Origin of the sequence: uncultured Pontibacter sp. (assembly GCF_947499215.1) — a bacterium.
Lineage (GTDB): Bacteria > Bacteroidota > Bacteroidia > Cytophagales > Hymenobacteraceae > Pontibacter.
Genome location: NZ_CANMNI010000002.1, coordinates 1088347 through 1107537, shown reverse-complemented (window position 1 = coordinate 1107537; position 19191 = coordinate 1088347). Strand labels below are relative to the sequence as shown.

General features: G+C 50.0%; 24 protein-coding genes. 11 read left to right on the top strand and 13 right to left on the bottom strand.

The features are described from left to right. Positions 1-278: 278 nt before the first annotated feature. The 5 genes from Q1A04_RS13035 to Q1A04_RS13015 all read left to right on the top strand — a co-directional run bounded on the left by Q1A04_RS13035 (position 279) and on the right by Q1A04_RS13015 (position 2982). A complete protein-coding gene (locus Q1A04_RS13035; protein WP_299706519.1) occupies positions 279-584 on the top strand; it encodes a hypothetical protein in 306 nt (101 codons plus the stop codon). 44 nt (positions 585-628) lie between these two features. Beyond that, entirely contained in the window at positions 629-1378 is a 750-nt protein-coding gene (locus tag Q1A04_RS13030; RefSeq protein ID WP_299706517.1) for a hypothetical protein, read from the top strand. Between the two features lies 1 nt (position 1379). Then, positions 1380-2078, top strand: a complete 699-nt coding sequence (locus Q1A04_RS13025) for an alpha/beta fold hydrolase (protein ID WP_299706515.1) — start codon at positions 1380-1382, stop codon at positions 2076-2078. A gap of 36 nt (positions 2079-2114) precedes the next feature. After that, positions 2115-2519, top strand: coding sequence for a septal ring lytic transglycosylase RlpA family protein (locus tag Q1A04_RS13020; protein WP_299706513.1), 405 nt, complete (start codon positions 2115-2117; stop codon positions 2517-2519). 118 nt (positions 2520-2637) lie between these two features. Continuing rightward, entirely contained in the window at positions 2638-2982 is a 345-nt protein-coding gene (locus Q1A04_RS13015; protein WP_299706511.1) for a hypothetical protein, read from the top strand. Positions 2983-3037: 55 nt separating this feature from the next. Here the strand turns inward: Q1A04_RS13015 and Q1A04_RS13010 are convergent, their stop codons facing one another. The 6 genes from Q1A04_RS13010 to Q1A04_RS12985 all read right to left on the bottom strand — a co-directional run bounded on the left by Q1A04_RS13010 (position 3038) and on the right by Q1A04_RS12985 (position 7076). After that, complete coding sequence (locus Q1A04_RS13010; protein ID WP_299706509.1) at positions 3038-3796, bottom strand: ZIP family metal transporter; 759 nt, start codon at positions 3794-3796, stop codon at positions 3038-3040. A gap of 6 nt (positions 3797-3802) precedes the next feature. Then, positions 3803-4537, bottom strand: a complete 735-nt coding sequence (locus Q1A04_RS13005; protein WP_299706507.1) for a class I SAM-dependent methyltransferase — start codon at positions 4535-4537, stop codon at positions 3803-3805. 160 nt (positions 4538-4697) lie between these two features. Beyond that, a complete protein-coding gene (locus Q1A04_RS13000) occupies positions 4698-4952 on the bottom strand; it encodes a hypothetical protein (protein ID WP_299706505.1) in 255 nt (84 codons plus the stop codon). Between the two features lie 148 nt (positions 4953-5100). After that, positions 5101-5682 (bottom strand): hypothetical protein, encoded by a 582-nt coding sequence (locus Q1A04_RS12995; RefSeq protein WP_299706503.1) that lies wholly within the window; start codon positions 5680-5682, stop codon positions 5101-5103. Positions 5683-5729: 47 nt separating this feature from the next. After that, a complete protein-coding gene (gene nadC, locus Q1A04_RS12990; protein WP_299706502.1) occupies positions 5730-6587 on the bottom strand; it encodes a carboxylating nicotinate-nucleotide diphosphorylase in 858 nt (285 codons plus the stop codon). A 66-nt stretch (positions 6588-6653) separates the two neighbouring features. Continuing rightward, positions 6654-7076: a DUF4783 domain-containing protein gene (locus Q1A04_RS12985; RefSeq protein WP_299706499.1), complete on the bottom strand. Its 423-nt coding sequence runs from the start codon at positions 7074-7076 to the stop codon at positions 6654-6656. A gap of 285 nt (positions 7077-7361) precedes the next feature. Between Q1A04_RS12985 and gpmI the strand changes: the two genes are divergently transcribed. From gpmI to Q1A04_RS12970, 3 genes are all read left to right on the top strand, one after another. Further along, positions 7362-8894, top strand: a complete 1533-nt coding sequence (gene gpmI, locus Q1A04_RS12980) for a 2,3-bisphosphoglycerate-independent phosphoglycerate mutase (RefSeq protein ID WP_299706496.1) — start codon at positions 7362-7364, stop codon at positions 8892-8894. 1 nt (position 8895) lies between these two features. After that, complete coding sequence (locus Q1A04_RS12975; RefSeq protein WP_299706493.1) at positions 8896-9471, top strand: hypothetical protein; 576 nt, start codon at positions 8896-8898, stop codon at positions 9469-9471. Positions 9472-9551: 80 nt separating this feature from the next. Next, positions 9552-11045 carry a M43 family zinc metalloprotease gene (locus tag Q1A04_RS12970; protein WP_299706490.1) on the top strand — a complete coding sequence of 498 codons (1494 nt, stop codon included), beginning with the start codon at positions 9552-9554 and terminating at the stop codon, positions 11043-11045. Positions 11046-11069: 24 nt separating this feature from the next. On the opposite strand, the gene Q1A04_RS12965 is transcribed toward Q1A04_RS12970, so the two are convergent. The 4 genes from Q1A04_RS12965 to prfA all read right to left on the bottom strand — a co-directional run bounded on the left by Q1A04_RS12965 (position 11070) and on the right by prfA (position 14610). Beyond that, on the bottom strand, positions 11070-11495 hold the full coding sequence (locus tag Q1A04_RS12965) for a secondary thiamine-phosphate synthase enzyme YjbQ (protein WP_299706487.1): 426 nt from the start codon (positions 11493-11495) through the stop codon (positions 11070-11072). 136 nt (positions 11496-11631) lie between these two features. Further along, on the bottom strand, positions 11632-13002 hold the full coding sequence (locus tag Q1A04_RS12960; protein ID WP_299706484.1) for a choice-of-anchor Q domain-containing protein: 1371 nt from the start codon (positions 13000-13002) through the stop codon (positions 11632-11634). A 22-nt stretch (positions 13003-13024) separates the two neighbouring features. Further along, positions 13025-13420, bottom strand: coding sequence for a hypothetical protein (locus Q1A04_RS12955; RefSeq protein ID WP_299706481.1), 396 nt, complete (start codon positions 13418-13420; stop codon positions 13025-13027). Between the two features lie 113 nt (positions 13421-13533). Beyond that, positions 13534-14610, bottom strand: coding sequence for a peptide chain release factor 1 (gene prfA, locus Q1A04_RS12950; RefSeq protein ID WP_299706479.1), 1077 nt, complete (start codon positions 14608-14610; stop codon positions 13534-13536). Between the two features lie 136 nt (positions 14611-14746). Here prfA and Q1A04_RS12945 point away from each other — a divergent pair, with 136 nt between their 5' ends. From Q1A04_RS12945 to Q1A04_RS12935, 3 genes are all read left to right on the top strand, one after another. After that, a complete protein-coding gene (locus Q1A04_RS12945; RefSeq protein ID WP_299706476.1) occupies positions 14747-15421 on the top strand; it encodes a DUF3365 domain-containing protein in 675 nt (224 codons plus the stop codon). Positions 15422-15568: 147 nt separating this feature from the next. Next, positions 15569-15889: a thioredoxin family protein gene (locus Q1A04_RS12940; protein WP_299706473.1), complete on the top strand. Its 321-nt coding sequence runs from the start codon at positions 15569-15571 to the stop codon at positions 15887-15889. Positions 15890-15894: 5 nt separating this feature from the next. Then, complete coding sequence (locus Q1A04_RS12935; protein ID WP_299706470.1) at positions 15895-16137, top strand: hypothetical protein; 243 nt, start codon at positions 15895-15897, stop codon at positions 16135-16137. A gap of 82 nt (positions 16138-16219) precedes the next feature. Here Q1A04_RS12935 and Q1A04_RS12930 read toward each other — a convergent pair whose 3' ends face one another. From Q1A04_RS12930 to crtD, 3 genes are all read right to left on the bottom strand, one after another. Beyond that, positions 16220-16828 (bottom strand): TetR/AcrR family transcriptional regulator, encoded by a 609-nt coding sequence (locus tag Q1A04_RS12930; RefSeq protein WP_299706467.1) that lies wholly within the window; start codon positions 16826-16828, stop codon positions 16220-16222. A gap of 167 nt (positions 16829-16995) precedes the next feature. Then, a complete protein-coding gene (locus Q1A04_RS12925; protein WP_299706464.1) occupies positions 16996-17679 on the bottom strand; it encodes a carotenoid biosynthesis protein in 684 nt (227 codons plus the stop codon). Next, entirely contained in the window at positions 17672-19168 is a 1497-nt protein-coding gene (crtD, locus tag Q1A04_RS12920; RefSeq protein WP_299706461.1) for a 1-hydroxycarotenoid 3,4-desaturase CrtD, read from the bottom strand. The genes Q1A04_RS12925 and crtD overlap by 8 nt, the downstream gene beginning before the upstream one ends. Between the last annotated feature and the right edge of the window lie 23 nt (positions 19169-19191).

Sequence of the window (19191 nt, the reverse complement as noted above, 5' to 3'; positions counted from 1 at the left end):
ATAACTTTAGCGCAGTAGGCACTTATACCTAAGTACATAAGTCATTCCAACTCGGTTGTCTATATAGTAGCTTTTCGAAACCAATTACTATATTTAACAAGTGAATCACTCCTTGGGACTTCAAACTTATTAGGTCTTGCAAACAATATGGACACTCCTACTAAAATTGCCCGCAATATGGCCCTAGGGGTTACTGAACTAAAGGCCTTAGAGCAGATAGCAGCACAGGTATGACGGAGAAACAGCAGATTCAACCTTTAAGCTAAACGCTAAAAAAAATGGCTGACAGCAAATCCAATTGGCTATATGGCCTGTTCTACTTCGCCCTGTTTGAAGTAGTGGTATTCTTTGCACTGCAGTTCTTAGTCTCTGGTATGGGCATGAGCAACCAGTATCAAGCCGAAAACACCATCGTGCCAAATTGGGTAAAAGCCGTTACTTTTATACTGCTTTATATTTTATGCGTATTGATAGCCGTTGTACTGGTAAGCAACCTTGTGCCCCGTAAGCACCGAGGCCAGCTGATGGGCTGGGTATACCTCTCGCTGGTGGGCATGATCCTGATGCTGGTGCTCATTTTCTGAAAGGGAAAGCCCAATTTGAATTTTAGCTGAAATCATAATCACCCATGAACAAAACAATAATCGCACTTCTAACCGGCTTAATACTTAGCTTCAGTCTGCAAGCGCAGGAATACTCACAGGACAATTATCAGCAGCAACGCCAGCAGGGCAGGTACTTTATACAGCTTCGGAATGGCCAAGTAGTGTATGCCAACAAGCTGCAGTACAAGTCGCCCATTTTTAAACAGGACTTCTTCCTGCTCGACGACTCCCTAAAGTATGCACCGGAACTAGTGGATGTATACCAAAGCAGCGACGGCTACTTCGCAAGGGTAGCGGCAGGCAACCGTTTCGACTCTTTTGCCAAGCGAATCTTGGAAGGCCCGCGTATTTCCAAGTTCTACACCACCACTATTGACTACTCGGCCATGGGCTACCACCCCTACGGGTATGGCATGCCGCGCTCGAGCCGTCGCCGTATTTATTTCTTCTCCAAGGATAATGGGCCGCTCATGACCTTTAACCAGCAGAACCTAGAGCAGGCGCTTGCCGACAACGCCTCCAGCATGGTGCTCATCCAGCGCCATAAGCGTGAGCGTGTGATTTCCACAGTGATGGGTATAGCAGGCGCTGGCTTGCTGACGTACGGCTTGCTGTCTTCCTCGCAAAGCTCCACCAACCCTAATGACGTCAACATCTCTCCCATCGTATACGCTGGAGCCGGCCTAATTGCAGTCCCTCTGGTCATTCAGCTGTTCCGCAAAGACAAGCTGACGCAGGCAGTTGATGTATACAACTACCAAGTGAGACAGTAGCATGCCGCATCTTCTTTTACTGCACGGCGCTTTAGGCTCAGCCACTACCTTACAACCACTGCAACAGTTGCTGGAGCCCTATTATACCGTTCACACGCTCAACTTCACCGGGCATGGAGGCACAGATTTGTCAGCGGATGCCTTCAGCATTGAAGCTTTTGCGGAAGATACGCTGCGTTATCTCGAGGAGCAGGACCTACAAACAGTTGACATATTCGGCTACAGCATGGGTGGCTACGTAGCGCTATACCTTGCGCTGCAGCATCCTGCACGCGTTGGGCGTATTTTCACACTTGCCACCAAGTTTGCTTGGAGCCCTGAAACAGCAGCTAAAGAGGTTAAGATGCTCCAGCCACAGAAGATCGAGGAAAAGGTACCAGCCTTTGCCACTGTACTGGCAGAGCGCCACAGCCCTACTGATTGGCGAGAGGTGATGACCCGCACAGCCGACATGATGCAAGCGCTTGGCCGGCAGCCCCTGCTCACCGAAGCCGCCCTCGCCCAATTAGACAAGCCTGTGCGTGTAAGCGTAGGCGATCGCGATAACATGGTGGGTATACAGGAGACAGTTTGGGCCTACCAGCAATTGCCGCAAGCCAGCCTTCTTGTGATGCCTGATACACGTCACCCCTTAGACCAAGTCGAGCTGCAGCGGTTGCAGTGGGAGATAAGGCAATTCTTTAGCGAGCATGTCGTTTAAAGAGCTAGTTCTTCGGTTTTTATAATTCCAGTATTTATGCGTTTACACCACACTCTCCTCACACTTTTATTAGTAGCCATTGTGCTTGGGAGTAGTTCTTGCACCACTTCCAAGCCCACAGCAGGCCAACGGGGCTACACAGAGGAAGGAAAGGCATCTTATTATAGCAACAAGCTGCATGGCCGCAAAATGGCTAACGGGCAGCCTTATAACCGACACAGGCTCACTGCCGCACATCGCACGCTGCCGTTCGGCACCAAAGTGAAGGTAACCAACCTGCAGACCAACAAAACAGTGAAGCTAAAGATAACAGACCGCGGCCCCTTTGTAAAAGGCAGAGTAATAGACTTAAGCGAAGCGGCAGCCAAACGACTGGACTACCTTGATACAGGTATAGTGCCTGTTAAAGTTAAGGTGATAAAAGCAGCTCCGTCACGCTAGACAAACTGCTGCTTTGCTTCACCTAAATTAAAGTCGCTTTTACCCTATTGTTAGGGCTCTTCTCCAAATACTCCTATTAATCATTTGGAATACTGCAGTTTAAATTTTAACTTTGGGCATGCTTCAATCGTGGAAATCCATTTCTGTTACAGCAAGTTTAGCAGCGCTCCTGTTGTTCGGCGTTACCACTACGCCTAATGCTGCACAGCTTCAGAATGGAAACACATCTGCCCAAACCACTGTGGTAGCTGATGCTCCCGCGACAAACGCCACTGCCGCACAGCCTGCTGCGCCTAAAAAACAAAAATCTGTGCTGGATGCGGATGCTCTTGAGAGCCCATTCTCTTTTTTCAAAGATGTGTCTGGAGTAGAGGAGGATGAATCGGAAGTGAATGTGAAGCCTAGCGTAGTTGTGCTCGCATTGAAGGCACTTGCGGCAACACTACTTTCCACCATCATGTAACAGATTTTCATTTCTGTTTCTGTTCTGGCTGATGTTACATCAGCCTTTTTTGTTTTTAGAAGATATCTGTCAGTAAGGCTAAGCCTAGGCCAAAGAGCGTTGCTAGCAGCTTGTTTCTGTTAAAGCGGTGGTCAGGGCTTGTCTCGAACAGAATAGTCGTAGAGATGTGCAGGAAGTTACCGGCTACCAGCCCCGTAAGCGCCGTGAATACCAAGCCACCTCCCACGTTGTCTTTTATTAGGTAGTTGCTCACCAATATACCCATCGGAGCTCCGACAGCAAATATGAGCAGCCACAAGAAGGCTTTACGAAAAGAACCGATCCGGGAAAGAAGTACCGACATCAGGGCAAAAGCGGCCGGAACATGGTGTATGGCTATACCTAGCAATACCGCATAAAAGTTTTCTCCTGCGTGGTGGTGACCCGTATGCCGCTCATTGCCCTCCACCAATATGCTACCCTCCAGAAAGGAATGTATGAACAAGGACCCGAGCAGTAGGAAGGGCATTGATCCCGCGTGGCTGTGCCCCTGGTGGTGATTGGTGTGCATGTGCCCGTGTTCCACACCATGCGAAAAAATCTCCAGCACCAGTTGCAGAAAGAAGCCGGCCAGCACCCAGTACCCTACACTGTGTGGATTTGGGTTACCAAGCAGCACATCCGGCAGGAGGTGCACAATTGTAATGGTGAAAAGGTACGCTCCACTAAAGGCCAGTGCCATCTTCAGCCAACGGCTGTTATCCGGTGGGAACACCTTTACCAGAAAGCTAGAAAGCACTACCGTAAGAAAAAGGACGAGTATGGCTATGATCATGACGCGTTACTTCTTTAGCACGAAAATGACACGTTCACTATTTTCCGGATGGAATGGATGCAGGCTGTAGTCTCCGAATGTCTCCACCAAGCGAAGCTGCGCCATTCCGAAATATTCCATAAAGTCTTCTTCCCGCAAAGCACGCACACGCTCCTCAAAGCAATAGTCGCGGCCCTTATCACGGAACTCAATGGTTTTCACAATAAAGTCATGCTCTACTTTGCGGCTAATATGGAAGTATATGCCCTGCACCTCTTTCTCTTCATGCGTTACAAGGCGTTCAATGGTGCGATCCGTGTTCATGAAGTCGATCACCAGTTTGCCACCGCGCTTCAAACTCTCAGCAACAGCTTTGAGGGCCACTACGTTTTCGGTTTCGCTCTCAAAATACCCAAAACTGGTGAACAGGTTTAGCACAAAGTCAAATGACTCGGGCTTATACACCTCCCGCATGTCATGCACAGCGAAGTGTAGCCGCTCGTTCTCGAACTGCTTGGCATAGGCAATGCTCTGTTCCGATAGGTCTATACCGGTTACGTCATAGCCCTGCTCATTTAAGTAGCGGGAGTGACGGCCTTTGCCGCAGGCAAGATCCAGTATTTTGTGCTCAGGCTTTGGGTGTAGGTAGGCCAGCAGGTTATCCATAAACAGCCGGGCATCGCGGTCGTCGCGGTTACTGTAAAGGATGTGATAGTAAGGGGAGTCAAACCAAGTGCTGAACCACTCTTCCTGTTGGGCCATAGGTGCTATGTAAAAGCAATAAGGTTGCAAATATACCTTTTATTTTCAGAACATGGGTATACGCACGCAGCGTAGGCAGGTATAGTTGATTACAAAAAAGTCTGCCGTCACTGTAGCGTACAGTGGCGGCAGACTTCAGATACTCAATGTATGAGGCCGATTAACGCTTAACAGCGCCTGCTGCTGTATTCGTCTCAGCACGTTCGCGAATGCTATCGCCAAGCTGGATTGTGTTGGCACCTTGGTCATGGTTTGGCATTACTTCTTTATCCGCACCATGGCCTTCATGTACAGTTACATCGCCACCAGCGTCAGATACGTTATAAGTTCCACGCGTACCCGGTGCTACCTCGCCTACAGATGCCTTGCCACTTGGTCTTTGGTCCTTTGGTGTGTCGCATGAAATCAGTGCCAAGCCACATACTGCGGAAAATACAGCTAATACGTTCTTATTCATCTCTATTTTTTAGGTTATAGTCTTTATATTAAAACGCTACCACACAGCATGGTAGCAAAACAAATCTTTAAATACGGCTGCTCTTATACCTAAGGTTGTAAAACAACTAGGCAATCAGGTTCTTTCGGCGCAGCATCGACTCCAGCAATTTGATGTCGTTCGGATTGTTGAAGATACGGAATGGCAGCATCACAAATACCGGAGCCTGAAACGTTTTGGCCAGCCAGCCTTTCCAGCCGCTAGGCAGTTGGGCTTCTGTAGGAGGCTTCAGCCAGAGAAGATAGGACTCGCCTTTGCGCTCCGCTGTGCCGATCATGTCCCAAGTGAGAGTCATGCCTTCGCGTTCATTACGCTTCAGGATGATCTGACGGGAGTCGATCTCATAGCTCAGCTTCTCAAACAGGGGGTTGCCCTGCTCCATTTGCGTGACGCCCATTACCTGCGCCGAACGCAGCAGCACGAAGATAAGGGTAACTAAAATGGCTGCTGTCACCCACCACCAAGAGAAATCAAACACGGCTGGCAGTAGGAGCAGTACCAATGGGATAAGGGCCATCCACCAGTCTTTGCGCCATACTTTGGCCAAGGCTATACCTGTAAAAGTGTTTTTCTCCAGTTGGTACTTTTTGGTACGAATGGCATTTGGAGCAGCACTTGACTGCATCCGGTAACGTTGGTTTTGTTGCATAAAAATAAAATAAGCGCCTGCCCGCTATTGGGCAGGTATAAGTTCAATTAATAAGCCTTTAGGCTCAGGTCCATGCTCTTGATAGAATGCGTCAGGGCACCTACCGAAATAAAGTCGACTCCACACTTGGCCACTTCGGCAATAGTCGCCTCCGTAATGCCGCCCGATGCCTCTGTTTCAAAGCGACCGCCAATCGTAGCTACCGCCTCGCGCATCATCTCCGGTGTCATGTTGTCGAGCATAATGCGGTGGATGCCGCCCGTCTCAAGCGCCTCTTTCACTTCCTCCAGATTGCGGGTCTCTACCTCAATGCGCAAGTCCTTGCCTTTTTCTTTCAGGTAGCGCTGCGTAGCTTCTATTGCTTCGCGTATACCGCCGGCATAGTCCACATGATTGTCTTTCAGAATGATCATATCGAACAGGCCGAAACGGTGATTGACACCACCTCCAATTAACACCGCCCACTTCTCCATGATGCGGAAGTTCGGCGTAGTCTTGCGGGTATCCAGCAGTTTGGCCTTAGTGCCGGCAATCAGCGTGTTCAGGTAATGAGTATAGGTAGCGATGCCGCTCATACGCTGCATGCAGTTCAGTACTAGTCGCTCAGCCGTAAGGATGGACTGTGCCTTGCCTTTAACGGTCAGGGCCACGTCGCCGTACTTCACTTCGGCACCGTCTTTTAGCAGCACTTCCACCTGCAGGTCGGGGTCCACTTGATTAAAGATGTAACCGGCCAGCTCCACGCCCGCCAGTATGCCGTCACCCTTCACCAGCAGTCGTGCTTGGTTCTGGGCATCGTTCGGAATAGAAGCCAGCGACGAGTGGTCGCCATCGCCTATATCCTCGGCCAAGGCCCGGGATATAAACTCAGCTATGCTTTTTTCTGTCAGGTATGATGCTTTCACGGTGCAAAAATAAAAAAAGGCCCGGTATATATCCCGAGCCTTGCTAAAAATCTCACTATTATCTGCTTAATCTTTTATGAAATCGATGGAATGGATCAGAAACTTGCCTTTTACGTCCTTCACCCGGATCAAAGTTGTATAAGATCCGTTGCGATGCGTATAGGTGCCGATCACATAGCGCTTGTCTTTTCTCACCGACTCGCTTGGAGTCGGAAAGTTGTAAGCAAAGCCGGCAGGCGGGTTTTTACTGAAAAAGTTCTTCATCACGAACTCCGCCTGTGTCTTGCTATAGTCTGTGGATTTTTCATCGGCAAACGACAGGCTCACTTTACTGTCGAAGTGTTTTGCCAAGTCTCTAGCCGACCCTGCCCGCAAGGCGGCCTCCACTCCGTCAAACACATCCTTCTGGGCCACGGCCTGTCCGGTAGTGAATATGGAAGCTACAAAAGCTAAGAAAAGTACTACAGCAATGTTTTTAAAGTTTTTCATAAGGTGTATAAGTAATCTCGTCCTCATATTAGCTAAAACTATGCCAACAAAAGTCGCAAGCAAGGACCTAAATTTAACCGGAATAATCAATATATACCGATGTAACGGTATAAATATGCGGGACGTTTCAGTAGCGAAGTCAATTTAGACTCCGATGTCTCGATGCCGCTTACAATCATCGTGATCAGCTACAATTTAAACAATTCTTGCTTAGCTTCACAGACTTGACGTATAAATCAGCCGCTTTGACCGGTAAGGCAGCGCATAATATGCTATATTTGCAGTATGGATAAAAAGGTAATGCTCATGATTCTGGACGGCTGGGGAATCACCACCGACCCAGAGGTTTCGGCTATACATAAGGCCCACACGCCTTTCTATGATCACGTTATGCAGGCCTACCCGCATACTACGCTGCAGGCCTCAGGTGAGGCAGTGGGACTGCCCGAAGGACAGATGGGGAACTCAGAAGTGGGGCACATGAACCTCGGCGCAGGCCGTGTTGTGTACCAAGACCTCGTGCGCATCAACAAATCCATCTCGGAGCACAAGCTGGCCTCCATGCCCGCCTTGTCCGGAGCCTATACCTTTGCCAAAGAGAACAGAAAAGACGTGCACCTGATCGGCCTGCTTTCGGATGGTGGCGTGCACTCACATATTGAGCACTTAAAGGCACTCTGTACCTCAGCGTTTGACCATGGCTTGAGTAATGTGTACATCCATGCTTTTATGGACGGCCGCGACACCGACCCGAAAGGCGGCGTGAAGTACATCAACGAGCTGGAGCAGCACTTGGAGAATACGACCGGCACTATCGCCTCTATCATCGGCCGCTACTATGCCATGGACCGCGACAACCGCTGGGAGCGTGTGAAGCTGGCCTACGACTTGCTTGTACACGGCAAAGGCACCCCTTCGCAGAACCTCATCAAATCGGTGCTGGACTCTTACAATGCCGGCGTTACGGACGAGTTCATTCAGCCAATCGTGAAAGTGACCGACGCGCAGCAGCCGATCGCCACCATCAAAGAAGGTGATGTGGTGATCTGCTTTAACTTCCGCACCGACCGTGGCCGCGAGATCACGCAGGCGCTCACGCAGCAGGACTTCCCGGAGCAGAACATGCATAAGCTTAACCTGCACTACATCACCATGACCAACTACGACGACACTTTTGTAGGCGTAGATGCTATTTTTGAGAAAGATAATCTGAACAATACACTGGGCGAGGTAGTGGCTGACGCCGGCCGTAAACAGATCCGTATAGCCGAAACAGAAAAATACCCGCACGTAACCTTCTTCTTCTCGGGCGGACGTGAGCTTCCTTTCGACGGCGAGAGGCGTTTACTGTGCCCATCACCGAAGGTGGCCACTTACGATCTGCAGCCGGAGATGAGCGCTTACGAGATACGCGACGCTATCGTGCCGGAACTGCTGCAAAAAACCGCCGACTTCATCTGTCTTAACTTCGCCAACCCCGATATGGTGGGCCATACCGGCGTATTTGAAGCCGCCGTAAAAGCCTGCGAAACCGTGGATCAGTGTGCAGAAGCGGTCATCAATGCCGCCCTAGCGAGCAACTATGACACGATCGTGATCGCCGACCACGGCAACGCTGATTTCATGATCAACCCAGACGGCACGCCAAACACAGCGCATACCACCAATTTGGTGCCTTGTGTATTGGTGAGCAACGACTACAACGGCACGCTTAGGCCCGGCAAACTGGGCGACATCGCCCCGACTATACTCGACCTGATGGGTATAGAACAGCCGGCAGAGATGACAGGCGAATCACTTCTTCAACGGGCGCAATAAAATGGGCAGGCTTCGCATCATCGGATTTTTGGCTCTCTTGTTGGGCTTTGCGGCCTGCGAGCGGCCAACGCCACGCCTTGCGAATGGGGCGGAGCCTGCCTATGACCTGACAGGCTACCTGCAGGAGCAGACAGCCCGCCTGCAGCAGCGGAAGCCACCCGTACTCAAATCTGTAACCACGAAAGGTCAGCAGCCTGAAACCACCCAAATGGATGATGTGGATTGGGAGAAGGAGTTGGCTATTTTTCAGGAAGTGGATTTGAGCCGGCCCGCCCTGCGTGATTTTTACCGAGAAGAGCGCCACACCCTACCTAACGGTAGTACCGTGAGCATCTTTACCAAAGATGCCGAAGCGGCCGCTCCGGTAGAACGTCTGCAACTTACGGTTTCCCCCTTCCAACGTCTTGAACACCTCGAAGCTATTGTACTGGAAGAAAATATGCTCTTCTATTCTAAGCGGAACATCACCTTAACTGCCGAATCCGGCTCCGGCAACTTAACAGGCTACCGGGTAGAGGGTGTGCAGAAGCTCATTTTTGGAGATTCGCTTCGCTACCGTATAGACGCCAACCTGTAAATTTGTATATTGCTACACTAAGCCACTCAAGCCTTGCGCTTTATACATGCAAGTGGCTATTGTCCGATTGATCTGTGTGTATGCGTATTTATACCCTGTTCCTCCTTTCGCTGCTTGCTTTTACCCGACTGGCTTATGGCCAAACGGCAGAACAGGGGCGCGGCTGTAGCACAGATGCCTATATGGAATACCTCAAACGGCAGGATCCGAGTTTTGAAGAGCGCAGCCTGAAAACTCAGCAGGCGGCACAGGTGGCCATGCGCCATCGTTCTTTAGGCCAAGCTTTGCAGCAGGCCACTATTACCATACCTGTAGTTTTTCATGTGGTGTACAGAGCGGGCGCCGAAAACATCAGCAACGCGCAAGTGCTGTCTCAGTTAGCTGTGCTGAACGATGACTTCCGCCGTCTCAACGCCGACACCGTGAACACACCGGAGCATTTTCGCCCCTTTGCGGCGGATACCCGCATTGAGTTTTGCCTCGCCATTGTGGACCCAAACGGCGAACCGACATCCGGTATCACCCGCACCCAGACAAGCAAAGAAAGCTTCAGTTATTTCTCTGATCACATCAAATCCTCGGCCAACGGAGGTGTAGACGCTTGGGATCCGACCCAGTACCTGAACATATGGATCGGCAATCTCGGTATTTCCAGCATCGGTTATGCCTCGACACCCGGGGTGAACCCGGAGCGCGACGGCGTGGTGCTGCACTTCCGCACAGTAGGCGCCGCTCCGTTTAACAACAGTCTTGGGGATTATAATATGGGTCGCACCGGCACCCACGAGGTCGGCCATTGGCTAGGGCTCAAACACATATGGGGGAATGGGCTAACCTGCAACGACTCTGATGGCATAGACGATACCCCAAACCAGCAGACTCAAACCCAAGGCTGCCCCAGCGGCATAGAGATATCCTGCGACAACGGCCCTTATGGCAATATGTGGCAAAATTACATGGATTATGCCGATGATGCCTGTATGAACCTGTTCACACAGGGCCAAGCCTCCTACATGCAAGGGATTTTACTATCGGCGCGTAGTTATCTTTACAATTCTACAGGCTGCACAGGCGAGCTGCGTTCACGCTTTCAAGTGGCACAGCCGCAAGACACACTGCTGGCACCCGGCGATCAAGTGCAGTTCCAAGGTTCCTTTGCCGGTTTTAAACCCACTTCGTGGCTGTGGTATTTCGAAGGAGGCATACCGGCTACTTCCACCGAACAAAACCCAACCGTCAAGTATGACCGGCCGGGCAAGTACCGCGTCACGCTTACCACTTCTAACGCAAACTCAAGCCATACCTTGGAAAAGGAGAAGTACATCTATGTGACTTCGGATAATGTGCGGGTATACCCGAACCCTGCTTCCGGCTTCATTACGATTGAGCAGGCCGCGAAACAGCAGGTACAGCACGTGGAACTGCTGAACCGCTACGGACAGGTTGTGCTAAGCGAGCAGGTGCAGGACAGGGTGGTACGGCTGGATGTGCGTGGGCTTCCGGCAGGCATGTATATTCTGCGCTTAGCCAGCACCAACGGCACCGCCGTACAAAAGATCAGTATTGTAAAATAGCAGAATGGCTCTAATTGGCACCGATTAGTATGCCTCGCCCTGTAAGGTAACCACCACGGTGCGTTTAGAGGCGTGGTTGCGGTGCTCGCATAGGTATACTCCTTGCCAAGTGCCTAAATTAAACTCCCTATTAGAGATGGGCACTGTCACCGAACTCCCGAGCAAAGCGGCTTTCAAGTGAGCCGGCATATCGTCGGGTCCCTCCAAGGTATGGCGGTAGTACGAGGCGTTCTCGGGCACCATGTGGTTAAAGTGGCTTTCGAAGTCCTGTCGCACAGTGGGGTCGGCATCCTCGTTAATGCAAAGGCTTGCCGAAGTATGCTTGATAAAGATATGCGCCAAACCGACTTTATAGTTCTCCAGTTCTGGCAGCTGCGCCATCAGCAGATCCGTGATCAAATGGAAGCCGCGTTTCACGGCCGGCAGGCGTATTTCTTTCTGAAACCACATATCTGTTTAATTTTGACTGAGTGATTGAGTGCATGAGTGAATTCATTTTCCCAATTATTGAATAATTGCCGTGACAATCTTACTGTAATTGTCATCCGCTGGATTTTCACTCACATTTACTTATTCGCTCATTTATTTAATCGATCGTTCGCTCGAAAGCGCCTATGTCCGGCTTAGTGGTGCTGCGGTTTATACCTCTGAGGTCTTTGTTTATACCTTGTAAAGGAGTGGCTGCGCCACTGGCAGGAGAGAGCGTATCTAGGCTGAAGTTCTGTTTACGCACCTCTTTGAATTTCGGGTCTACATTCAGCAGGTTACTGTTTACATCTAGCGTATTCTTGTACGCCTCTGTCCGCAGGATATTGTGGGCTATCTCAGCTTGTATACTGCCATCAAGCAGCACCTCATTTTTATAACTGGACCCGTCGCTGTATACGATGGAGTTGACAAGCCGCAACTGCGTAGGCTGGTTCTTAATCTCAGTGCCGGGTATGTAATCAGTTATTACAAAAGCGGGCGTTTCGCGCTGCAACTGGTTGCTGTAGTTCACAATAGTAGAGTATAGCACTTCATAGTTACCGCCGCCAAGTCCCCCGAAACCATACTGCCCGCAGTTATGGATGAGCGTATTCACCACCTTTACGTCTGATGTAAAAGCCACTATTCCGTCGAGAAAAGCATATTGTATAGCACAGCCCTCCAACAGTGTGCCACCTTTACCGGGGTTGCCGATACGTAGTCCGTACATGGTATTTCGGATGTCGGCATACCGGATGACATTGTTTTCGCTGCGAGTGAGGATGCGTATACCTTCCCACTGGCCCGGGGCGTTCACATAAGCCGGCTCACGCCTCAAACCAGAGAACCTCACCCGCTCTTCGGGTGTGCCTTCTACCCGTAAGGTGCCGTTAACGAGTAGTACCGCTTTGTTGCTGGCAAATACCTGAGCACCTTTCTCTATTGTCAGTGTGGCTCCTTCACGTACCAACACGGTATCGAGAAGCACATGCGGCTTGCCGGCAGCCCACTTGGTGGTGCCCAATACGCTCTTCCGGTGAAAAACGGCATCTTGTCCATACGCCACCAGTTTCACGTTTTGTTGGCTACCGTTCGTATGGAACAGAATGGAGTCTGCCACCAAAAAAGGCAGGTTCTGGTCAGCTGGGTTCACGTTGACACTTACCAGAATATACAGGCTGTCCTGTCCGCGCAACTCCAAGTCGTTCACTACCGGACTTTCGACCCCATTGATGATGAGTTTGTAAGGAGAGGCGTTTGCGCCCGCCAGATTGATGCTGCTGATGCGCACAGCCTTTTGGTTGGTGTTGTATACCTTGAGTCGTCGCGTTACGCTTCCCTGCGTCACAAACACGGTATCGAAAAGCACTGTGTCCGCTGAGAAACGCAACACGGCATCCGGATCAGTCGTGATGACCTCGTCCTTCGGTTCGCAGCCGACCATCGACAGCAGGCAGAGCAGGGGCAGAATGGCGAGGAGGTATTTCAAAGTATTGAGATTATCTGTTATTCTATTTGTTAAATCTGGTAGAAAGCAGACCAACACCTGTCGCAAAGCATAAGACAATGGTGAGCGCAGCCGTAAGAACATACACCGTTCTACTTTGGAAGTAAAACATACCCCAAAGAACAATAATTAAAGCAATGAAATGGTAAAAGAGTCTGCCCTGTTCGACTGAGTTCATCTTTCTTAAGTTGTTCAAGTTAAATATTTCCTTTCCCGAAAAAACAATCTCAAACAATGTAATGGCAGCGTATAAAATGAATATGATTACTGCAGTAGCATATAAGCCGTACTTATGAGTCCCAACAGCTCCAGCTATGATGAATAACCCTATCCTGATTAGACTATCAGCTTTACCTATATTCTTCAGTCTTTCTCTACCATATAAAATTAAGCTTTTCATACCCTAATTTCTCAGAATGGTTGGCCTCTAACATTCAACAAGATAAAACAAAAAAGGAATGCAGCGCAGCTTTCGGCTGCACCACATTCCTAAATATATCTTACGGAAGCAGATTACTCCGCAGTAGCACCTTCTTTCAGACGCTCAGAGTTCTCGGCTATACGCAGCTGCTCTACAAAGTCCTCAATACCGCCGTCCATTACGTTAGGCAGGTTGTACACGGTATAGCCAATGCGGTGGTCCGTCACACGGCCCTGTGGATAGTTGTAGGTACGGATCTTGTCAGAGCGATCGCCGCTGCCCACCATACTCTTGCGCTGAGCACCTTCGGCTTCCAGTTTCTTGGCAAGTTCCTGCTCATAAATACGCGAGCGCAATACGGCAAGGGCTTTATCGAAGTTCTTGAGCTGTGACTTCTGGTCCTGGCACTGAGCCACCAGACCTGTTGGTAAGTGCGTCAGACGAACAGCTGAGTAAGTCGTGTTCACCGACTGACCACCCGGGCCTGAAGAACAGAACAGGTCCTTGCGGATGTCGTTCATGTCAAGGTCGATGTCGAATTCCTCTACCTCTGGCAGTACTACCACTGAGGCAACCGAGGTATGGATACGGCCCTGCGTTTCGGTGGCAGGCACACGCTGCACACGGTGTACGCCCGACTCAAACTTGAGCTTGCCGTACACGTCCTCACCCGACATGCCTACGATAATTTCTTTATAACCGCCTGACGTACCTTCTGTGGCATCGATCAGTTCAGTGCGCCAGCCCATCTTCTCAGCGAAGCGGGTATACATGCGGTACAGATCACCGGCGAAGATAGAAGCCTCGTCGCCACCGGCACCGGCACGGATCTCCATGATGATGTCCTTGCTGTCGTTCGGATCTTTAGGTATAAGCAGCTCCTTCAGCAACTCTTCCATTTCCTCGCGCTGCGGAAGCAGTTCGTCCAGCTCCTCCTTGGCCATCTCACGGAAGTCCTCGTCTTTTTCCGTCGCGATCACCTGCTTGGCGCTGTCGATGTTGCTCAGGATGTTGAGGTACTTCTTATACTCTACTACTATCTTGTCAAGGTCCTTATACTCTTTATTCAGCGATTTGAACTTCTTCATGTCGCTGGCCACATCAGGCTGGATAAGCAGCTGGCTTACCTCTTCAAACCGGTGATTAATGGCTTCTAATTTATCTAACATCGCTCTGTTATGGTTTTAAGCTGCAAAGATACTAAATTGGCGTTTAAGTAATAAAACATTAGTGCTGGTTACAGCTGTTATATTACTGATTTATCCTACTACAAATTTGTTTAGAAAGATGTTCAAAGCCCGTTCTTTGCTCGCTACTATAACCCTTACCACCGCCTTTATAGTTTCAGGCTGCGACGTGAAAGTGAAACCGATAGAAGGAGGCAAGGAAATCGCCCAAGAACTGGAGCGCCACAAGATCAAGCGTCTTACACAACAGGACATCCTGAACGCCGCCTTGAAGCACGGCGACTCCATAGTGGTGGTAGCCCAGCGACTGCAAGACACACGCTTAGTGGAGCACTTAGAGCAGGGTGGGGTTGCCGCCGCCATGCCTTACTGCCAGCCTGAGAATTACGAAGAGGTGGAGGCCTTACAAGATAAGTTTGGAGCCATTTCCCGCCGCATCAGCATGAAGCCACGCAACCCAAAAAACAAGCCCGATGCACTGGCAAACGATGCATTGGCAAGGTATAGCAAGGGGCAGGAGCGAAACGCTAAAGTAGAAGCGATCAATCAGGAGGAATTGCTGTATACCGCTCCGATCTATCTTAGAAACGAAAGCTGCCTTCGCTGCCACGGCACCGTGGGTCAGGACATCGCTGAGGCAGACTATGCCATTATCAAGCAAAAGTATCCCGATGACCAAGCCATCAATTACAAGAAAGGTGACCTAATGGGAGTGTGGCAACTTACTTTCGACAAGTCGGACTTAGTGGCCTACCTCAACGACCAGCCCAAAAAAAGCCGCCGCCCACGCTAAACATTATCTCTTTGCAGTTGTTTATGGCCCGAACGACCACGCTTTGGTGACGAACGTCACTGCATGTTTGGTCTGAAACTTTTAACTTTGCACCCAGTATGATTAGGCTATACCTGATCTGATGTTTCAACTTATAAGAAAGATAACATGGCTGTAATTGTAGCAACCGATAACGATTTCAATAATGTACTCAACTCTAACCAGAACGTGGTGGTGAAATACTACGCTGACTGGTGCGGCAGCTGCCGTCTGTTTTCGCCTAAGTTCAAGCGCATGTCAGACGACGAGACTTTTGCCAACGTAGCTTTTGTGGACGTAAACGCTGAGACAAGCCCAGAGGCTCGCAAACTGGCTGGCGTTACCAATCTTCCTTTCTTTGCCATATTCAAGAGCGGCAAACTGGTTGACACCGTGGCCGCCAGCAAAGAGGAAGCCGTACGTGACCTTATCACAAAACTGACTGTCTAAATACCATGAAGATTCCCGCAATAAAGAAACTGGTAGAAAACGAATCGCTGGAGGCGCTGGTAGCAGCCGAAGAGGCCCTAATGGAAGAGCAACCGCTAGCCATTGAGGTGGAAGGCAACGACGAAGGCGAACAGCTGACGCACGTGATAGCCGCCGCTTGGATTCTGAACTATATGGAAGACAACGGAGTGGACTTTAAAACGGCCCTCCGTGAGTACACCAAAAAGGTGCGCGTGTCTATCAGCTAAGGCAGCGCTTTAGTCACTGTAAAAAGGGCCGGCCCGCAGTTTATAGCTGCGGGCCGGCCCTTTTTACAGTGTAGAATTGCTGTTAGATCGTGTTTCTAGAGAAGAATTCTTCAGCCATTTTGCCTCCCTGATCTGTACAGATGCCACGCACATAATACAAAAAGATGCTACGAAACACCTCCGAAAGGTCATACTTGTCTGGCGGAAACGAAACTGGATTAATCATCATAAAGAACTGCTCCAGAATGATCTTGGTAACAAGCTGCAGGTTGATATCTCTACGGAAGTAGCCCTGTAAGATGCCTCTATTCAAGATCTCCGCATTCACGTGCTGGTTGTTATCAATCACGTTCTGCATGCTTATCTGCCAAGCCTCAGGATATTTCTGTAAGTCGGCGATATAAATAGGGTTTATTTCCCGTATATTTTTTATACCGTCCTTTAGCAAAATCATGATTTCCTCAACAGGATTTGTGGCTTTTGCTAACAGAGCGCTTTGGTGTTTACTTTGCACCTCAATATCATACAGGATCACCTGTTTCACCATATTCTCCCTGCTAAAGAATAGTTCGTGAAAAGTCGACTGCCGGATGTCGAGTTTCCTGATCAGCTCCTCATCTGAATTCGCCTCTATGCCTTCCCGCTTAAAAATTTGCAGGAGCTCATCTAATATGGTTTCTAGGAAAGTCATGTGGTAAGCTAACGCATCAAAATTCTACAAGGTGAATTGTTAGTACTCCTTACGAAGATATAGCGGTAATGTATATTTAAGATTATTTCTGTGTTCTGAATCGAACAGGCAAAGGTATAACAATAAGCAGCGTACTGCAACAATGCATGGCTATGATTAGGAAACATTTATAGCAGCGTCCAAAGGCTCACAAAAAACGCCACCTGCACCAGAAATACGTAAGGCGCTAACCTGTTTTCTTTAAAAATGGGGGCCTTTTGGAAGTAGAGCTGCAGCAAGATCGACAGACCAAGCCAGCCTGCATAGTTTGACCATGGGATATGCCCGCCCTGCCAGTCCCAGAAGTCAAACTCCATGGCGACAGGTTCCATAAAAAAATCGAGTCCCACCATTAGCATCGCGGCCGCAATGGCTTTGGCTACCCAGTGCAGGGAGGTATAGTTAATCAAATGCCCTGTGGTATAAACGAGCATCAGCCAATTGAGCCCTATTAGCAGCGGCACATCAAGGAATTTCAGACCTAAAGATTCGCCATAGGCATAGTCTCCGAAGAGCAGGCCGGTATGCACACCCACCACTTCCGCAAAAAACCCAGCGAACATCACCACTAAAGCAAACAACACAAAAGCTACATTCCAGCGCATATGAAAGGCGAAGAGCAATGCATTGGTGAGCAGCAGATTCATGGGCGTGAGCCTCTGAAACTTCTCAGGCTCTCCGCTGAACAGCAAGCCCCAAAAACCCACGGCATGGAAAATGACCAGCACGCCCAGCGCTGCGGCAAAGGCATAGGGCTTCAGGCGCTGTTGCAAAGGGATAGCAGGCAGGTATGTCTTGGCTGTATTAGGCATGTTGTTTCGACTTATTAGCTGGTGTTACGACAGGCACGAGGTTGCCCACTATGCTGGCAGAAAGCAGGCACAAAGGTATGCCGCCACCCGGGTGCACGCTGCCCCCGCAAAAGTACAGCCCCTTTATCTTTGAGCTGAAATTAGGGTGTCGCAGAAAAGCAGCCATACGGTTGTTGGAACTACTGCCATACAGCGCTCCGGCATATGACGATGTTTGTTGCTCAATTAGCAGCGGGTCCAGCACTTGTTCGCAAGCAATAACCTTAGTCAGGTCGGTCTGTAGCATACGGCTTAGCTTTGCAGTCACGGCCTCCCGGGTTGAATTGATTAGTTGCTCCCAGTCCTGCCCTTGGTGGTGTGGCACGTTCACCATCACAAACCAGTTTTCGCAACCCTGCGGCGCATCTTCTTTTTCCAGTTTAGAGGTGATGTTCACGTATACCGTTGGGTCCGGGCTGATGGACTTGTGCTGGAAGATGTGCTCAAACTCCTTTTTGTAGTCTTCGCTAAAGAAGATGTTGTGCAGGTGCAACTCTGGAAACTCATGGGTTATACCCCAGTAATAGATAAGCGCCGAGCTGGAGCGCGGTTGTTGCAAGGTCTGTTCCGGTGCCGGCTGGTCGGGCAGAAGTCGGCGGTAAGTCGGCACTACGTCCATGTTGCTCACCACCACCTCAGCATTATACCTGCCCGCACTGGTTGCTATACCTGTTGCTTTTCCGTTTTGGGTGATAATCCGCTCCACCCGCTCGTTATACCTGAACGTCACGCCTAGCTCTTCGGCCAGCCTCACCAGACTGGCGGCAATGCTGTAAATGCCGCCTTTCGGATAGAAGGCGCCAATATTGTGCTCCAAGTGTGGAATCAGGTTAAGTGTGCCCGGCGCCTGATACGGGTCAGAGCCATTGTAAGTGGCGAAGCGGTCGAGCAACTGCACAAAGCGCGGATCGTCGAACAGCTTGACGTTGGCACCGTGCATGGTTGTAGTCAGGCCCAAATCCGACAGACAGCCCAGCGCTTTCAGTACATCAATGCTCAGGTAAGTGCCCGCCTTGTGCAGCGACTTGTGCAGAAAGGTGTCGGCAGTTCCTTCGTAAAGCCGGGCGCTTTTAGCTAATACATCACGCACATCTTGCGCTGGTACGCCCAATTGTTGCTCCGCCTCTGCGGCAAAATCCTCTGGGTCGGCATAGGCTTTGAGCTTACTGCCATCCGGCCAGAAATAATGCGTGATTGGATCGAGACGGGTATAGGTAAAGTAATCGGAAGGCGTGCGGCCAGCCAGTGTGAACAGTTCATCTACCAAGTGCGGCAGCGTGAAAAGCGAGGGACCGGCATCAAAACGGTAGCCTTGCAGGTCGAACTGGTGCATCTTGCCGCCGAACGAAGCATTGGCTTCAAACATGGTCACATCATATCCCTTCACCGCCAGCCGAATAGCCGTGGCGATGCCCCCTATACCTGAACCGATGATGGCCGCTTTCGTCATACCTCAATTTACGCAGAATATTT

Bases quoted from the DNA above. Each gene is read 5' to 3' on its own strand.
- Q1A04_RS12965 (WP_299706487.1), bottom strand. From the start codon at position 11,495: ATGTGGTTTCAGAAAGAAATACGCCTGCCGGCCGTGAAACGCGGCTTC.
- crtD (WP_299706461.1), bottom strand. From the start codon at position 19,168: ATGACGAAAGCGGCCATCATCGGTTCAGGTATAGGGGGCATCGCCACG.
- Q1A04_RS12940 (WP_299706473.1), top strand. From the start codon at position 15,569: ATGGCTGTAATTGTAGCAACCGATAACGATTTCAATAATGTACTCAAC.
- Q1A04_RS13020 (WP_299706513.1), top strand. From the start codon at position 2,115: ATGCGTTTACACCACACTCTCCTCACACTTTTATTAGTAGCCATTGTG.
- Q1A04_RS12985 (WP_299706499.1), bottom strand. From the start codon at position 7,076: ATGAAAAACTTTAAAAACATTGCTGTAGTACTTTTCTTAGCTTTTGTA.
- Q1A04_RS12935 (WP_299706470.1), top strand. From the start codon at position 15,895: ATGAAGATTCCCGCAATAAAGAAACTGGTAGAAAACGAATCGCTGGAG.
- Q1A04_RS12995 (WP_299706503.1), bottom strand. From the start codon at position 5,682: ATGCAACAAAACCAACGTTACCGGATGCAGTCAAGTGCTGCTCCAAAT.
- Q1A04_RS13005 (WP_299706507.1), bottom strand. From the start codon at position 4,537: ATGGCCCAACAGGAAGAGTGGTTCAGCACTTGGTTTGACTCCCCTTAC.
- Q1A04_RS12975 (WP_299706493.1), top strand. From the start codon at position 8,896: ATGGGCAGGCTTCGCATCATCGGATTTTTGGCTCTCTTGTTGGGCTTT.
- Q1A04_RS13030 (WP_299706517.1), top strand. From the start codon at position 629: ATGAACAAAACAATAATCGCACTTCTAACCGGCTTAATACTTAGCTTC.
- Q1A04_RS12955 (WP_299706481.1), bottom strand. From the start codon at position 13,420: ATGAAAAGCTTAATTTTATATGGTAGAGAAAGACTGAAGAATATAGGT.
- Q1A04_RS12930 (WP_299706467.1), bottom strand. From the start codon at position 16,828: ATGACTTTCCTAGAAACCATATTAGATGAGCTCCTGCAAATTTTTAAG.
- Q1A04_RS13025 (WP_299706515.1), top strand. From the start codon at position 1,380: ATGCCGCATCTTCTTTTACTGCACGGCGCTTTAGGCTCAGCCACTACC.
- Q1A04_RS13015 (WP_299706511.1), top strand. From the start codon at position 2,638: ATGCTTCAATCGTGGAAATCCATTTCTGTTACAGCAAGTTTAGCAGCG.
- Q1A04_RS13035 (WP_299706519.1), top strand. From the start codon at position 279: ATGGCTGACAGCAAATCCAATTGGCTATATGGCCTGTTCTACTTCGCC.
- Q1A04_RS13010 (WP_299706509.1), bottom strand. From the start codon at position 3,796: ATGATCATAGCCATACTCGTCCTTTTTCTTACGGTAGTGCTTTCTAGC.
- prfA (WP_299706479.1), bottom strand. From the start codon at position 14,610: ATGTTAGATAAATTAGAAGCCATTAATCACCGGTTTGAAGAGGTAAGC.
- Q1A04_RS12970 (WP_299706490.1), top strand. From the start codon at position 9,552: ATGCGTATTTATACCCTGTTCCTCCTTTCGCTGCTTGCTTTTACCCGA.
- gpmI (WP_299706496.1), top strand. From the start codon at position 7,362: ATGGATAAAAAGGTAATGCTCATGATTCTGGACGGCTGGGGAATCACC.
- Q1A04_RS12925 (WP_299706464.1), bottom strand. From the start codon at position 17,679: ATGCCTAATACAGCCAAGACATACCTGCCTGCTATCCCTTTGCAACAG.